This is a genomic window from Saccharopolyspora antimicrobica (assembly GCF_003635025.1).
GTDB classification, from domain to species: Bacteria; Actinomycetota; Actinomycetes; order Mycobacteriales; family Pseudonocardiaceae; genus Saccharopolyspora; species Saccharopolyspora antimicrobica.
Genome location: NZ_RBXX01000002.1, coordinates 754486 through 769496, shown reverse-complemented (window position 1 = coordinate 769496; position 15011 = coordinate 754486). Strand labels below are relative to the sequence as shown.

General features: G+C 72.3%; 13 protein-coding genes and 1 other RNA gene. 13 read left to right on the top strand and 1 reads right to left on the bottom strand.

Annotated elements, in window-relative coordinates:
- Positions 1-40: 40 nt before the first annotated feature.
- Entirely contained in the window at positions 41-1441 is a 1401-nt protein-coding gene (locus ATL45_RS04120; RefSeq protein ID WP_246025156.1) for a serine hydrolase domain-containing protein, read from the bottom strand.
- Positions 1442-1551: 110 nt separating this feature from the next.
- On the opposite strand from ATL45_RS04120, the gene ATL45_RS04115 reads away from it, so the two are divergent.
- The 13 genes from ATL45_RS04115 (at position 1552) to rnpB (ending at position 14689) form a co-directional block, all read left to right on the top strand.
- Entirely contained in the window at positions 1552-2637 is a 1086-nt protein-coding gene (locus tag ATL45_RS04115; protein WP_143121613.1) for a sensor histidine kinase, read from the top strand.
- Complete coding sequence (locus ATL45_RS04110) at positions 2630-3298, top strand: response regulator (protein WP_093151725.1); 669 nt, start codon at positions 2630-2632, stop codon at positions 3296-3298. The genes ATL45_RS04115 and ATL45_RS04110 overlap by 8 nt, the downstream gene beginning before the upstream one ends.
- 120 nt (positions 3299-3418) lie before the next feature.
- Complete coding sequence (gene cobC, locus ATL45_RS04105; RefSeq protein WP_093151722.1) at positions 3419-4468, top strand: Rv2231c family histidinol phosphate aminotransferase CobC; 1050 nt, start codon at positions 3419-3421, stop codon at positions 4466-4468.
- Positions 4469-4472: 4 nt separating this feature from the next.
- On the top strand, positions 4473-5330 hold the full coding sequence (locus tag ATL45_RS04100; protein ID WP_246025155.1) for a Nif3-like dinuclear metal center hexameric protein: 858 nt from the start codon (positions 4473-4475) through the stop codon (positions 5328-5330).
- A complete protein-coding gene (locus ATL45_RS04095) occupies positions 5327-6058 on the top strand; it encodes a zinc ribbon domain-containing protein (protein ID WP_093151716.1) in 732 nt (243 codons plus the stop codon). The genes ATL45_RS04100 and ATL45_RS04095 overlap by 4 nt, the downstream gene beginning before the upstream one ends.
- The gene (locus tag ATL45_RS04090; protein WP_093151713.1) at positions 6055-7149 is read left to right on the top strand and encodes a bifunctional RNase H/acid phosphatase; all 1095 of its coding nucleotides are present in this window, start codon (positions 6055-6057) and stop codon (positions 7147-7149) included. The genes ATL45_RS04095 and ATL45_RS04090 overlap by 4 nt, the downstream gene beginning before the upstream one ends.
- A gap of 310 nt (positions 7150-7459) precedes the next feature.
- The gene (locus ATL45_RS04085) at positions 7460-8680 is read left to right on the top strand and encodes an ROK family transcriptional regulator (protein WP_246025154.1); all 1221 of its coding nucleotides are present in this window, start codon (positions 7460-7462) and stop codon (positions 8678-8680) included.
- A 47-nt stretch (positions 8681-8727) separates the two neighbouring features.
- Positions 8728-10068, top strand: a complete 1341-nt coding sequence (locus ATL45_RS04080) for an extracellular solute-binding protein (protein ID WP_093151711.1) — start codon at positions 8728-8730, stop codon at positions 10066-10068.
- Positions 10068-11048, top strand: a complete 981-nt coding sequence (locus ATL45_RS04075) for a carbohydrate ABC transporter permease (RefSeq protein WP_177241964.1) — start codon at positions 10068-10070, stop codon at positions 11046-11048. The genes ATL45_RS04080 and ATL45_RS04075 overlap by 1 nt, the downstream gene beginning before the upstream one ends.
- Before the next feature lie 23 nt (positions 11049-11071).
- Positions 11072-12007, top strand: coding sequence for a carbohydrate ABC transporter permease (locus tag ATL45_RS04070; RefSeq protein ID WP_093151708.1), 936 nt, complete (start codon positions 11072-11074; stop codon positions 12005-12007).
- A gap of 2 nt (positions 12008-12009) precedes the next feature.
- On the top strand, positions 12010-13266 hold the full coding sequence (locus ATL45_RS04065) for a 6-phospho-beta-glucosidase (protein ID WP_093151706.1): 1257 nt from the start codon (positions 12010-12012) through the stop codon (positions 13264-13266).
- Positions 13263-14234, top strand: a complete 972-nt coding sequence (locus tag ATL45_RS04060) for an N-acetylglucosamine kinase (RefSeq protein ID WP_170210154.1) — start codon at positions 13263-13265, stop codon at positions 14232-14234. Before ATL45_RS04065 ends, ATL45_RS04060 begins: the two co-directional genes overlap by 4 nt.
- A gap of 64 nt (positions 14235-14298) precedes the next feature.
- An RNA gene (rnpB, locus tag ATL45_RS04055) (RNase P RNA component class A) lies at positions 14299-14689 on the top strand.
- Positions 14690-15011 lie beyond the last annotated feature (322 nt).

The window sequence follows — 15011 nt, the reverse complement described above, 5'->3', positions numbered from 1 at the left end:
GGGAATACGTCGGGTGGTGGATCGCCCACGTCCGCGGAGCTCATGTGCTCACCGCTCGAGCGAGACCGGTCAACCGTGCGATGAGCACCACGACACCGCCGAGGGCTGCGGTGACCAGCAGCACGGTGAACGTGGGGTAGAGGTAGGGCACCTGGATCAGGGCGACGTCGCGGCCCCGGTAGAGGGCACCGACGATCTGGTTGATCGATGCGCACAGCACGGCTGGGACCAGCAGCGGCAGCAAGCGCAGCACGGTGCTGATGCGGCCCGTTCGGCTGGCCGCCCATCGACGTGCCCGCACCGCACCGCGTGCGGCCAGCAGCGCTGCGCCGATGGCCAGCCCCAGCAGCACGGCGTCGATGACAGGCAGAGCGCTGTTCGGAGGTTGCGCCGGCTGGCCGGTCATCAGTGCGATGAGCTCGTCGGCGAGCGCGGTCGCATCGCCGTGGGCGAGGCCGGTGTTGGTCATCACCGCGATCCCGTACCCGGAATCCGGCAGCAGCGCCTGGTAGGCGGTCGAGGTGAACAGGTCGCCGCTGTGCGAGACCATCCGCTCACCGGAATCAGTGGTGCCGACCGACCAGCCGAGCGCGTAGGAGCCCGATGCCGGGGACGGCGTGTGCGCCTCGGTGATCGCCGCCGCGGAGGCGATCGGCGTCCGGCCGGGGTTGTTCTGCGCGGTCAGCCACGCCGCCATGTCGTGCGCGGTGCTGAGCACTCCGCCCGAACCGCCGCCGAACGCCGGTGGTTCGGGCACCGCGATGGCGCCGCCGAGGACCAGCAGGTGACCGCGCGCGCTCGGCGGCAGCTCGTCGGCGGTGTCGATGGCGCGGCTGTCGGCCATGCCGAGCGGCCCGAACACGTGCCGCTGCAGGTAGTCGTCGAAGGGCAGGCCGCTGACCACCTCGACCAGTCGGGCGGCGACCTGGTAGTTCGGGTTGTGGTACTCCCAGCGCTCGCCCGGCTCGGCGACCAGCGTCGCCGAGCGCATGCTCGCCACCGCCTCCGCCAGCGAGCCCGGCTGCGGCCGGGTGAACGGGTGGACCGTCGAGTCGGACAGCCCGGAGGTCTGGTCGAGCAGCTGGCGCACCGTGATGCGGTCGGCGCGCGGATCGGCGAGCCGGAACTCGGGCAGGTGGGCGCGCACCGGCCCGTCGAGCTCCAGCCGCCCGGATTCCGCGAGCTGGAGCACGGCCAGCGCGGTGAAGGACTTGCTGACCGAGGCCACCGCCATCGGCGTGCGCTCGGTGATCGGCTCCCCGTCGGGAGTCCGGCCGTAGCCGGCAGCGTGCAGCACCTCGGTGCCGCGGGTGACGGTGACCGCCGCGCCGGGCAGGCCGGTGCTCCGGAGGTACTCCTGGACGGTGGCGTCGATGTCGGCCGGTGCGGGTGGGAGCGGTGCCGCGAGGGCGAGTGCCGCTACGAGCGTTCGGAAGATCACGCGCCGAGTCTTCGCCGGAACACCGAGCGTCCACATCGGACCGCGGGGCGAAAGCGAGGATCGGACCGTGGTCCGATGTCAGGCCGGTCCCGGCTGGATATCGTGCCGTGGTGAGCAGGATCCGGCAGATCGCGTTGGACGCCTCGGTGGCGGTCGTGCTGGTCGTCGTCGAGGGCCTGCGCACGCCCGGTGCGCTCGGGTGGATCTCGGCCGCCGTGCTCTGCGCGCCGCTGCTGGTCCGCCGCCGTTGGCCGAACGCGGTTCTCGCGGGTGTCGTGCTGCTGGGCGCCGGGGCCGTCGTCGCCGGAGTCGCCGACGAGATCGCCGCGGTGGTGATCGCGCTCGCCGTCTACCCGGCCGCGACGGCCATCTCGGCGCTGGTGGGCTCGCTGGCCGGGATCGCCGCCGCCGGACTCCTGGTCGTCGCGGTGCCGGGCCTCCCGCTCGTCGCGCCGCAGACCGGGTCGGAGTCGTTCGAGACCACACCGATCACCGTGTTCGCCTTCAACGCGGTGCTGATCAGCGGCTCGTGGGCGCTCGGCCGCCTGGTGCGGGCGCGGCGCGCGCAGGCCGCGCAGCTCGTCGAGCTGCGGGAGCGGCAGGCCGCGACCGAGGAGCGGCTGCGCATCGCCAGGGACGTCCACGACGTCGTCGGGCACAGCCTCGGCGTGATCGCGATGAAGGCCGCGGTCGCCAACCACCTGGTGGACAGCCACCCGGCGGCCGGGCGCGAGGCGCTGGGCACGATCGAGCGGGTCAGCCGGGAGGCGCTCGACGAGATCAGGGCGGTGCTCGGTGCGCTGCGCGATCGACCGGAGGAGGTCGAGTTCGACCGCCTGGTGGCCGACGTCCGGTCCGCCGGGGTGGACGTCGTGCTCGACCGGGCGGACCTGTCGGCGGTGCCGCCGGACGTGTGCAGCTCGGCGCACCGCATCGCGCAGGAAGCGCTGACCAACGTGCTCCGCCACGCCGGTGCGACCCGCTGCTCGCTCGGCCTGGCGGTGGTGCCCGGTGCGCTGAGCGTGTCCGTCGTCGACGACGGGAACGGGTGCGCGACAGCGACGCCGGGCCACGGCCTGCGCGGGATGCGGGAACGGGTCGCGCTGCACGGCGGGACGATCACCGCTGGTCCGGAGCCCGGCGGCGGGTTCGCGGTGCGCGCCCGGCTGCCGTTCGCGGAGGCTTCCGATGGCTGATCCGATCCGCGTGCTGCTGGCCGATGACGAGGCGTTGCTGCGCAGCACGCTCCGCCTGCTGATCGACGCCACCCCGGGCATGGCCGTGGTGGGGGAGGCGGCCACCGGTGCCGCCGCCGTGCGGGAGGCGGCGGTCGCGGAACCGGACCTCGTCCTGATGGACGTGCGGATGCCGGAGCTGGACGGGATCACCGCCACGGCGCGGATCACCGCGCGCTCGCCCGCGCCCCGGGTGCTGGTCCTCACCACCTTCGATCTCGACGATTACGTCTACCTGGCCCTGCACGCCGGAGCCAGCGGCTTCCTGCTCAAGGACGTCCCGCCCGCTCGGCTGCTGGACGCGATGCGGGTGGTCGCGGCCGGGGACGCGTTGCTCGCCCCGAGCGCGACTCGCCGGCTCATCGCGGAGTACACGCGCGTGTCGGCGGCGGCGCGCGCCGTGCCGCGCCGGGAACTCGACATGCTCACGCCCCGCGAGCGGGAGGTCCTGGCGCTGATCACGCGCGGCTTGTCGAACACCGAGATCGAGCAGTCCCTGCACCTGAGCCGAAGCACGGTGAAGACCCACATCGGCCGCCTGATGAGCAAGCTCGCGGCCCGGGACCGCGCCCAGCTGGTGATCGCGGGCTACGAGTCGGGCCTGGCCGATCGCCTCGCCTGACCAACGCCCCGCGTCACCCGGCGCGGCGTCGAAATCGACACCACCCCGGGTGACGGGGCCGGGTGGCTCGGTGGTGATTGCCTTCGTGGGGGAGATTTCGCGCTGGTTAGACTTCCGGCGATGAGCAGCGGGCACGAACGGGATTTGTTGCGCCACCACGGCGATGTGGACGCCGAGAACGGACTGCTCGACTTCGCGGTCAACGTCCGGCTGGACCGCCCGCCGACGTGGCTCCGCGAGCGCCTCGCAGCGGCCCTGGACGGCCTGGGCCGCTACCCGTCGGCCGCCGACGACCTCGCCGCTCGCGCGGCCGCCGCCGCCCGCCACGGCCGCCACGCCGACGAGGTGCTGCTGCTCGCGGGCGCCGCCGAGGGCTTCGCGCTCCTGCCGTCGCTGCGCCCCCGATTGGCTGCGCTCGTGCACCCGTCGTTCACCGAGCCGGAGCTGGCGCTGCGCACCGCCGGTGTCGAGGTCACCCGGGTCCAGCTGGATCCGGCCGACGGCTACCGGCTGGACGCCGACGCCGTGCCGGAGCAGGCCGACATGGTGGTGCTGGGCAACCCGACCAACCCGACGTCCGTGCTGCACCCGGCGGCGGAGATCAAGCGGCTGCTGCGGCCGGGCCGGATCGTGGTCGTCGACGAGGCGTTCAGCGACACCGTGCCCGGCGAGCCGGAGTCGCTGGCGGGCTGCCGGGAGCCGGGGCTGCTGGTGCTGCGCAGCCTGACCAAGATGTGGGCGCTGCCCGGCCTGCGCGCGGGCTACGCGCTCGGTGCGCCGGAACTGCTCGCCGAGCTCGGCCGGAGCCGCCCGCACTGGCCGGTCAACTCGCTGGTGCTGGAGGCGGTCGTCGCCTGCTGCGAGCCGTCCGCGCTGGCCGAGTCGGAGCGGGCCGCGGCGGAGTTCGAGGCGCACCGGGCCGGGCTGGTGGCCGAGCTGGCCGCGATCCCGGGCCTGCACGTCGCGCTGCCCGCGCGGGCGCCGTTCCTGCTGCTGCGGGTGGACGGCGGTGAGCAGGTCCGGGCGGAGCTGCGGGCGCGGGGAGTGGCGGTCCGGCGCGGCGACACCTTCCCCGGTCTGGGCGTCGGCCACATCCGGGTCGCGGTGCGCGATCCGGAGCAGAACGCCTTGCTGGTCAAGGCTTTTCGCGATGTTCTGGGATGGGGGTGAACCGGTGACGGTTCGGATCCGTGATGTGATCGAGGCGCTCGAGGTGGCCTACCCGGCCGACCTGGCGGAGGGCTGGGACGCGATCGGGCTGGCCTGCGGCGACCCGGAGGCGGTGGTGCAGCGGGTGCTCTTCTGCGTCGACCCGGTCGAGGCCACTGTGGACGAAGCGGTGGATTTCGGTGCGCAGCTGGTGGTTTCGCACCACCCGCTGATGCTGCGCGGCGTGCACGGCGTGCCCGCCGACGACCCGAAGGGGCGCATCGTGCACCGGCTGATCCGCGCGGGCATCGGCCTCTACACCGCGCACACCAACGCCGACAGCGCGGTGCAGGGCGTGTCGGATGCGCTGGCCGAGGCGATCGGCCTGACCGTGACCGGCCCGCTGGCGCCGCACGCCGAAGGCGCGCGCACCGGGCTGGGCCGCATCGGCGAGCTGCCCCTGGCCGAGCCGTTCCGCGACTTCGTGGCGCGCGTGGCGCACAACCTGCCGACCACGGCCTGGGGCGTGCGCGGGGCCGGTGACCCGGAACGCCCGATCCGCACCGTGGCGGTGTGCGGCGGCGCGGGCGACTCGTACCTGGCCACCGCAGCGGCGGCCGGCGTCGACGCCTACGTGACCGCTGACCTGCGACACCACCCGGCCGGCGAGCACATCGCGCGCGCCGGCGTGCCGGGCACCGACGTGCCCGCGCTGGTGGACGTGGCGCACTGGGCCAGCGAGTGGCCGTGGTGCCAGCAGGCCGCGGACATCGTGGCCGCCGCGCTGCCGGATACAGTCGAAGTCCTCGTTTCCACCCGCCGAACCGACCCGTGGACGCTCCACGCCGGTGCGGCATCAGACCCAGGGAGGGCGCTGGCGTGAAAGCCGACCCCGCCGTGCAACGACGGCTGCTCGATCTCGCGGACGCGGACGCGGAGCTCAACCGCGTCCAGCACCGTCGGCGGTCGCTGCCCGAGCTGGACCAGATCGGCGAGGCCGAGCGCGAGGTGCGGGCCAAGCGCGACGAGCTGGTGGTCGCCGAGACCGCGTTCAGCGACCTCGACCGCGAGGTCAAGCGGCTGGAGAACGAGGTCGAGCAGGTCCGCAAGCGGGAGCAGCGCGACCGCGACCTGATGGCCGCGGGCGCCTCGGCCAAGCAGCTGGAGGACCTGGAGCACGAGCTGCAGACCCTGGCCCGGCGCCAGGGCGTCCTCGAGGACGAGCAGCTGGAGGTCATGGAGCAGCGCGAAGCGCTGGAGACCAACGTGACCAGGTCCCGCGAGGCGCTGACCGAGGCCGAGGAGCGGCTGACCGAGGTGCAGGAGCGCCGTGACGAAGCCCTCTCCGGGCTCGAGTCCTCGGAGGCCCGGCTCCAGCGCGACCGCGAACTGATCACCAAGGCGCTCCCGGAGGGCCTCGTCGCGCTCTACGACCGCATCCGGTCGCGGGGCGGCGTCGCGGCAGGCCTGCTGCAGGGCTCCCGGTGCGGCGCGTGCCGGATCGAGCTGGACCGCACGGCGCTGAACGAGGTGCGCGAGGCGGCCGTCGACGACGTCGTCCGGTGCGAGGAGTGCGGCGCGATCCTGGTGCGCACCGGGGAGAACCGGTGAGCTCGGCGGTCCTCGTCGAGGCCGACGGCGGTTCGCGCGGCAACCCCGGCCCGGCCGGTTGCGGGGCCGTGGTGCGCGACGCCGAGACCGGTGCGGTGCTGGCGGAGCGCTCGATCGGGTTGGGCATCGCGACCAACAACGTCGCCGAGTACCAGGGGCTGATCGCCGGGCTGCGGGCGGCCGCCGAGCTCGGGGCCGTCGAGGTCGCGGTGCGGATGGACTCCAAGCTGGTCGTCGAGCAGATGGCGGGCCGCTGGAAGGTCAAGCACGCGAACCTGCAGCCGCTGGCCGCCGAGGCGCGCGGCCTGGTCGACGGGTTCGACCGCGTGAGCTTCGAGTGGGTGCCCCGCGCGGCGAACGCGCACGCGGACCGGCTGGCCAACGAAGCGATGGACGAGCAGGCGGGCGGGAACGAGCAGAGCGCGCGCATCCGGCCGTCGGGTTGGCTCGGCGCGAACGGCACGCCCACGAAGATGCTGCTGCTCAGGCACGGTCAGACCCCGCTGTCGGTGGAACGGCGCTACTCCGGTCGCGGCGATGTCTCGCTCACCGAGCTGGGCGAGCGGCAGGTGCGCGCGGCGGGCGTGCGGCTGGCCGCGATGGACGGGGTGATCACCCCGGACGGCGTGGCTCCGGTGATCGCGTCGCCGCTGACCCGCACGCGGCAGACCGCGCAGGCGGTGGTCGACGCGACCGGCGGTGAGCTGCACTTCCACGACGGTCTGCTGGAGACCGACTTCGGCGACTGGGAGGGCCTGTCCTTCCAGGAGGCCGCCGACCAGTTCCCGGAGCTGCACGGCGAGTGGCTCGGCGATCCGAGCGTCGTGCCGCCGGGCGGCGAGAGCCTGGACGCGGTCTACCGGCGGGTCACCGCCGCCCGCGACGACCTGGTGGCGCGCTACGCGGGCCGGACGATCATCGTGGTCAGCCACGTGACGCCGATCAAGGCGCTGCTCCGACTGGGCCTTGGCGTGGGCCCGGAGATGTTCTACAGCCTCCACCTGGACCTGGCGTCACTGTCCATCGTGGAGTTCTACCCGGACGGCAACTCCTCGGTCCGGCTGGTCAACGACATCTCGCACTGGCAGTGACCCCCGCCGCCGCGGTCGTCCCGTGCCGGGTCCAACGCGATTTCAATGGAAATTCGACGTCTGATTTCCATTGAAATCGCGTCGATCCCGACGCGCGGTGGGCGTGTCGGGCCCCGACGTGCCGGTGCTCGCGCAAGTTCCATTGAAATCGAAGACCTGATTTCCATTGAAATCGCGTAGGTCGCCTCGTCGCGCACGGCCCTCGCCCTCCACCGGCCCGTGACCATCTCTGGTGCAGACCATTGACATGTGTGAGGTGGGTTACTAGCGTCCCTGAAACCGTATGGGAAGTTAACGGATAGGGGCGCTGGTGGTTCGGGAGGCGAGCGGATCGCGGGACGGCAGTCCGCGGTTGCTGCGGGAGATCAACGATCGGGCCGCGATCGAGGCGATGCTGCGGCGCGGCGCGCTCACCCGGGCCGAACTCGAAGCGGCCATCGGGCTCTCCAAACCGGCGACCGTTTCGCTGCTGGCCAGGCTGGAGAAGGCCGGCATGGTGCGGCGCGGCGAGCTGCGCGGCGGCAACCGCGGCCCGGCCGCCCAGATGTGGTCGGTCAACGGCGATCTCGCGCACGTCGCGGGCGTCAGCCTGGTGCCCGACGAGGTCGACGTGGTGATCGCCGACATCACCGGCGAGGTCCGCGTGCAACACCGCAGCGCACTGCCCTCCGGCGCCGGTGCCCCCGAGGCGTTCGCCGAAGCGGTGGTCGAGGCCGCCGGGCGAGTCGGCCTGCACACCGATCAGCTCGCCAAGGTCGTCGTCGGTGCACAGGGCGGGGTGGATCCGGCCACCGGGCACCTCGGCTTCGCCCCGCACCTGCCCGGCTGGGAGGGCTTCGACGTGCCCGGCAGGCTGCGCGAAGCGCTGGGCACCGACGTCCTCGTCGACAACGACGTCAACCTCGTCGCGCTGGTGGAGATGACCACCGGCCGCGCCCGCGACGTGCGGGACTTCGTCCTCGTCTGGCTCGGCGACGGGCTCGGCGCCGCGGTGGTGATCGACCGCGTGCTGCACCGCGGCGCGACCGGCGGCGCCGGCGAGATTGACTGGATCCGGGTTCCCGACCGGGCGCGCCAGGACACCGGTGTCGACCGGACCGGCGACCGCCTGGGCAAGCTCCTCAGCTACCGCTCGATCAACAAGCTCGCCCGGGCGCACGGGATCAAGGCCCGCAACGCCGTCGCCGCCGTGCAGGCGGCTCGCGCCGGCGGGGCCGACGGGCGGGCGTTCCTGACCGACCTCGCGCGGCGGATCGCCACCGGCGTCGCCGGCGTGGTCAGCGTCCTGGATCCCGAACTGGTGCTGCTGACAGCCGAGATCGCGCAGGTCGGCGGCCCGGAGCTCACCGACCTGGTGACCGCGGAGCTGCACCGCCTGGTGGTGCCGCGGACCCCGGTCGAACCCGCGCAGTGCACCGATGACGCGGTGCGCGCCGGTGCGCTGCAAGTCGCTCTCGGGCTGGCCCGGGAACAGGTCTTCGGGCTGCCCGTCACCGCGGTGGGGGTTCGGTCCGTCCCGCACGAGGAGTAGTTCCGGCCGGGTGCGGGTGTCCAGCAAGGCACTGAGGAGGAGGCGCGATGAGATCGAGGTCCCAGGTCAAGCGCGGTCTGTTAGCCCTCGCGACCGCGACGGCGGCGCTGGTGGCGGCGTCCTGCACCGCCGGGTCCGCGGCGGACGGTCCGCAGCCCGCGCCGGGCCCGGACGAGCAGGTCACCATCACCGTGTCCAGCCAGTTCACCGATCGCGAGCTGGACGTGCTCAACCGCGTGCTCGACGGCTTCCACGCCAAGCACCCCAACATCACCATCAAGAGCCAGGGCAACCAGGACGACGACAAGATCACCCAGGCCATCCGCGGCGGCAACCCGCCGGACGTGGCGATCTCGGCGGAGACCATCAACCTCGGCCAGTTCTGCTCCAGCGGCGCCTGGCAGGACCTCGGGCCCTACCTGCAGCGCGATCAGGTCGACATGAACCAGATCGTCAAGGTCGCGCAGGAGTACACCGCGTACGAGGGCAAGCGCTGCGCGATGCCGCTGCTGGCCGACGTCTACGGCCTGTACTACAACGCCGAGGCCTTCGCCCGGGCGGGCATCACCGAGCCGCCGAAGACCATGTCGGAGCTCACCGACCTGGCCAAGCGCCTCACCGAGTTCAACCCGGACGGCTCGATCAAGGTCGCCGGCTTCCTCCCGGTGCTGGGCTCGCAGGCCAACCACCCGTGGAACTGGGCGCCGCACTTCGGCGCGTCGTGGATGGACGCGCAGGGCAAGTCCTCGCTGGGCACGGACCCGGCCTGGCAGGAGATGTACCGCTGGCAGAAGGAGCTCGTCGACTTCTACGGCTGGGACAAGCTGGTGCAGTTCACCTCCGGGCTGGGCCAGCAGTACTCCGCCGACAACGCCTTCCAGCGCGGCAAGATCGCGATGATGATCGACGGCGAGTACCGCACCGGCTTCATCGACCAGTACGCGCCGGAGCTGCGCTACGGCACCGCGCCCTTCCCGGTCGCCGACGGCAAGCCCGAGCTCTACGGGACCGGGTTCGTCACCGGCACCATCATCGGCATCCCGCGCGGTGCGGAGAACGCGGGCGCGGCCTGGGAACTGGTCCGCTACCTGACCACCGACACCAACGCGCTGGTCGAGCTGGGCAACGGGCTGAAGAACGTGCCGACCACCACCGAAGCGCTGCACGACCCGCGGGTGGAGCGCAGCGAGCAGTACCAGACCTTCCTCGACCTGTTCGACAACCCGCAGCTGGTGCCCAGCCCGCCGAGCCCGAACGGCAGCGCCTACATGAAGTCCGCTGAGGACTTCTCGGTGAAGTGGCAGAGCGGCCAGGTCGGCGATCTCGGTGCCGGGCTGCGGGATCTGGACGCCCAGATCGACGCGGCCAAGGCGCTCGGCGGCAACTGATGACCGCGACGCTGGAGAGGACGGAGCCGGGGCGCACCGCCCCGGCCCGGTCCCGCAGAGCGCGCCGCAAGCGCCTGCAGGTGATCGCGTTCATGTCGCCGTGGATCATCGGGTTCAGCCTGTTCTTCGCGTATCCGCTGCTGGCCACCGGCTACTTCTCGTTCACCAGCTACGACCTGCTCAGCCCGCCCGACTGGGTCGGCCTGCGCAACTACGCGTACCTGCTGTTCGGCGACCCGGTGGTGCGCATCGCGGCGGCGAACACGCTGTGGCTGGTCCTGGTGCTCACGGTGCTGCGCGTGGTGTTCGCCCTCGGGGTCGCCGCGGTGATCGCCCGGCTGCGCCGCGGCGTGGGGCTGGTCCGCACGCTGTGCTACCTGCCCGCGCTGGCCCCGCCGGTCGCCGCCACGCTCGCGTTCACCTTCCTGTTCAACCCCGGCACCGGGCCGGTGAACGGGCTGCTGAGGACGCTGGGCATCGACGGGCCGCTGTGGTTCAACGACCCGGCGTGGGCCAAACCGGCGCTGACCCTGCTGACGCTGTGGGGCTGCGGCGAGCTGATGATCATCATGCTGGCCGCGCTGCTGGACGTCCCGCAGGAGCTGCACGAGGCGGCGGCGCTGGACGGCGCCGGTCCGATCGGCCGCTTCTGGCACGTCACGCTGCCGTCGATCGCGCCGGTGCTGCTGTTCGGCGTGGTCAACTCGATCATCTTCTCGCTGCAGTACTTCACCCAAGCGCTGGTGGCCGGGGCGGTGGCCTCCGGGCAGGCCGAGGTGGTGGGCAGCAGCAAGGTCGTGGGCTTCCCGGACAACGCGACGCTCACCTTCCCCGCCTGGCTCTACCAGCAGGGATTCCACTACTACAACATGGGCTACGCGGCGACGATGGCCGTCGTGCTGTTCGTGTTCTCGCTCGGCTTCACCGCCCTGCTGATCCGCCGGATGCGCGGCGGCACCAACGCCGAGGAGGTCGCATGAACAGCCGTGTGCCAACGCCAGGCATGCGCGACCGCACCTCAGGGGAACGTGACGCAACCCAGCCCCGAGAAACCGCGAAACGCGAGATCGACCGCAAATGCAACCGCCACTGTGAATCGCGGAGAGGCGGAACTGCGCGCAACCAGCGCCTGCACTGGATCGCGGTGCACAGCCTCGGGCTGGCGCTCGGCGTGATGTTCCTGATGCCGCTGGTGTTCGTCTTCCTCACCGCGGTGATGTCCGACGAGCAGGCGCTGACCGCGAACCTGTGGCCGCAGGAGTGGCACTGGGAGAACTTCGCGAAGGTCTTCACCGAGGCGCCGATGCTGCGCTTCCTGCTCAACAGCCTGCTGTACTCGACGCTGGCCACCGCGTTCATGCTGGTCTCCAGCATCCCGGTGGCCTACGCGCTGGCCAAGCTGCGCTGGCGCGGCCGCGGCGTGTCGTTCATGCTGGTGATCGCGGCGATGATGCTGCCGCCGCAGGTCACCGCGGTGCCGCTGTACATCCTGTGGGCCCGCTTCGAGCTGACCGGCACGCTCTGGCCGCTGATCATCCCGCACCTGTTCGGCGACGCCTTCAGCATCTTCCTGCTGCGGCAGTTCTTCCTCACCATCCCGCGGTCCTACGTGGACGCGGCCAAGGTGGACGGCTGCTCGGAGTTCACCGCGATGCTGCGGATCGTGCTGCCGATGGCCCGGCCGGGCATCGCGGCCGCGGCGATGTTCTGCTTCCTCTACACCTGGAACGACTTCTTCGGCCCGCTGCTCTACGCCGGGGAGAACCAGCAGTCCTGGACGCTGTCCATCGGCCTGGCCTCGTTCCGCGGCATGCACCGGGTGGAGTGGAACCTGACGATGGCCGCCACCGTCCTGGTCATGCTGCCGGTCATCGTGCTCTTCCTGTTCGCCCAACGTGCTTTCGTCCGCGGCATCACCTTCACCGGAGTCAAGGGGTGACCATGAAACTGACGGTGGTGGGCGGTGGCTCCACCTACACGCCCGAGCTGATCGACGGACTGGCCCGGCGCCGCGAACCGGCGATCGAGGAGATCGTGCTGGTCGACCCGGACACCGAGCGGCTGGACGTGGTGGCCGGGTTCTGCCGCAGGCTGCTGCGGGAGGCCGGGCACCCGGCCCAGCTGCGCACCACGCCCGACGTGGTCGAGGCGGCGACCGGGGCGGCGGCGGTCCTGCTGCAGCTGCGCGTCGGCGGCCAGCAGGCCAGGTACGGCGACGAGACGTTCCCGCTGGAGTGCGGCTGCGTCGGTCAGGAGACCACCGGCGCTGGCGGGCTGGCCAAGGCGCTGCGCACGGTGCCCGTGGTGCTCGACATCGCCGAGCACGTGCGTGCGGTCGCACCGGAGGCGTGGATCGTCAACTTCACGAACCCGGTCGGCATAGTGACTCGCGCACTGCTCGCCGAAGGGCACCGCGCGGTGGGCCTGTGCAACGTCGCGATCACCTTCAGCCGCTGGATCGCGCAGCTGCTCGACGTCACGCCGGATGCGGTGCGGCTGGAGCACACCGGGCTCAACCACCTCACCTGGGTGCGCGGTGTGCACGTCGACGGCCGCGACGTCCTGCCGGACCTGCTCGGCGAGCACGCCGAGGCGATGTCCGAGCACATCGGACTGCCGCCGGCGCTGTTCCGGCGGCTGGGCGCGGTGCCGTCGTACTACCTGAAGTACTTCTACGCGCACGACGAAGTCGTCGCCCAGCAGCGGACAACGCCGCCACGGGCCACAGTGGTCGCCGACGTGGAGCGCGATCTGCTCAAGCGCTACGCGGACCCGGAGCTCACCGCCAAACCGGAGGAGCTGTCCAAGCGCGGCGGCGCGTACTACTCGGAGGCGGCGGTGCAGCTCGTGCACTCGCTGACCTCCGGCGGGCCGGCCGAGGAGCACGTCGTGAACGTCCGCAACGACGGCGCGCTGCCGTTCCTGCCGGACGACATGGTGATCGAGACGAACTCCACTGTGGACAGCGGAGGTGCCGAGGCGCTGCCGGTGCGGCCGCTGGAACCCGCGCTGGCCGGGCTGATCGGCCACGTCGCGGGCTACGAGCAGCTGGCGCTGGACGCGGCGCTGCGCGGCGGCCGCGACCGCGTGGCCGACGCGCTGCTCGCGCACCCGCTGATCGGCCAGCACGCGATCGCCGACCAGCTGGCCGACGAGCTCGTGCAGCGCAACGCCCAGTTCCTGCCGTGGGCCCGATGAAGCCCGCGGTGCTGGCCATCGACGGCGGCAACAGCAAGACCGACGTCCTGCTCATCGCCGACGACGGCTCGGTGCTGGCCTCGGTGCGCGGGCCCGGAGCATCCCCGCAGCACGTCGGTGTGCGGCGCTGCATGGAAGCCCTCGCCGAGCTCGCGACCACGGCCGCGGCGCAGGCCGGGCTCCCCGCCGGCCCGCCGTTCGCCCGGCACACCGCGGCCTGCCTGGCCGGGGCGGACCTGCCGCGCGAGGAGGACGAGCTGCGCCGGGCCATGGCCGAACTCGGCTGGTCGGAGACGCTGTCGGTGGACAACGACACCTTCGCGCTGCTGCGCGCCGGGACCGACGACGGCGTCGGCGTGGCGGTGGTGTGCGGAGCGGGCATCAACAGCGTCGGTGTCGCCGCCGACGGCCGGGTCTCCCGCTTCCCGGCGATCGGCCGGATCTCGGGCGACTGGGGCGGCGGGGCTTTCCTCGGCCAGGAAGCGCTGTGGTGGGCGGTGCGGGCCGAGGACGGTCGCGGCGCACCCACCGAACTGCTGCCCGCCGTCGTCGCCCACTTCGGGACGCGCAGCGCGGCTGAAGTGGTCGAGGCGCTGCACTTCGGCGAACTCGACCACGACGTGCTGCACCAGCTGTGCCCGCTGCTGTTCGAGGTCGCCGAGGCGGGCGATGCGATCGCCACCGAACTCGTCGACCGCCAGGCCGAGGAGATCGGGCTGCTGGCCTCGGTGTCGCTGCGCCGGCTGGACCTCCTCGACGCGCCGACGGTCGTGCTCGGCGGCGGCGTGCTGGCCGGAGCCGGGCGGCGGCTGCTCCCCGACGTCCACCGCCGGTGCGCGAAAGTCGCCCCGGAGGTGGAGGTCCGCCTGGTCGAAGCGCCTCCGGTGGTCGGTGCCGGGCTGCTCGGCCTGGACCGCATCGGCGCCGACCGGACCGCGGCGGACAACCTCCGCCGGACGGCCGGCTGAGCGGGTGCGTGCCGGGGCCGGACCCCGGCACGCACCAGCGGCGTTCTAGACTCGACGGTGCGGATGAGTCGGCTGGGTGACCGCGGCGGGAGCGATCCCGTCGAGGAAAGTCCGGACTCCACAGGGCAGGGTGGTTGCTAACGGCAACCCGGGGCGACCCGCGGGACAGTGCCACAGAAAGCAGACCGCCCGGCGGACTCCGCCGGGTAAGGGTGAAACGGTGGTGTAAGAGACCACCAGCACCCCGGGTGACCGGGGTGGCTAGGTAAACCCCACCCGGAGCAAGGCCAAGAGGGCGCCCCAGGGCGTCTGCGCGGACGATCGAGGGCGGCCCGCCCGAGTCCGCGGGTAGGCCGCACGAGCCTGTCGGCAACGGCAGGCCGAGATGGATGGTCACCGAAGGGCAGGCCGCAAGGCCTCCAGAACAGAATCCGGCTTACAGGCCGACTCATCCGCTCATACCCAAGAGGTGGTCCTTTTGCGTGGCGGTGCGGGTGGCGGAACCTCAGCGCCCGCCTGGACTCCGGGATCCCGGACTGATGTATGACCAATACACGGCGCTCGGGCTGTCCTCGCCAGCCGAACGCTGAGAACCCGCGGCGGTGCGAGCTGCGGGGGTGGGCTATGCGCCTGCGGCGCATGCGACGTCTTCCAGCCCGGTGCCGAACATGCGTCGCGGTCACCGGTCGCCACCGAAAGCGGCTTCGCCGCTTGCCCGACGACGGCTGGCCTGCGAACTCGCCGCACCGCTGATGTCTCGGGGCGAGCGGTCGGCGT